The sequence below is a fragment of the Actinomadura verrucosospora genome (genome assembly GCF_039540335.1).
Lineage (GTDB): Bacteria > Actinomycetota > Actinomycetes > Streptosporangiales > Streptosporangiaceae > Spirillospora > Spirillospora verrucosospora.
Genome location: NZ_BAABEV010000123.1, coordinates 1 through 590, shown reverse-complemented (window position 1 = coordinate 590; position 590 = coordinate 1). Strand labels below are relative to the sequence as shown.

Sequence of the window (590 nt, the reverse complement as noted above, 5' to 3'; positions counted from 1 at the left end):
GCCCAACCACCTTGTGTGGGGGGAGCGGTCGAAGGTGGGGCCGGCGATTGGGACGAAGTCGTAACAAGGTAGCCGTACCGGAAGGTGCGGCTGGATCACCTCCTTTCTAAGGAGCACCAACTGGCCGAGGTCGCCTCGTGAGAGGGATCTGGGTCGGTGGCCGCTGTTGACAGCGAATGTCTGTCAGGTGGCTGCTCATAGATGTGGAGCACTGGCTACTCAGCTCACCGCGTGTGTGAGCCGGCAAGTACCGCCTCTGGATCCTTCGGTTTCGGCTGGAGGGGGAACGGCGGTTTCGGGCGGGTGGCGGGTTGGACACGCTGTTGGGTCCTGAGGGAACGGGCGCGAGCCCGGTGGCCTCGGACTACGGGACCAGGACCGCATCACCGCATGGTGGTGTGGTTTTGGTGGGCCCGGTTGTTTTTTGAGAACTGCACAGTGGACGCGAGCATCTCTGGTGAATGATGAGAGCCGCTTTGAAGGCCCCTTCTTTCGGGAGGGTGTGTCTTCGGGTTGTTCTTGTTGTTTATCTGCGATTTGTTCTGATCGTTTTGTGTGTTCAAGTTTTTAAGGGCATACGGTGGATGCCT

The 590-nt window shown here is 59.5% G+C and carries 1 rRNA gene; it reads left to right on the top strand.

The annotated features are described in order from the left end of the window. A 16S ribosomal RNA gene (locus ABD944_RS42235) occupies positions 1 to 106 on the top strand; the annotation flags it as partial. Positions 107 to 590: the final 484 nt, after the last annotated feature.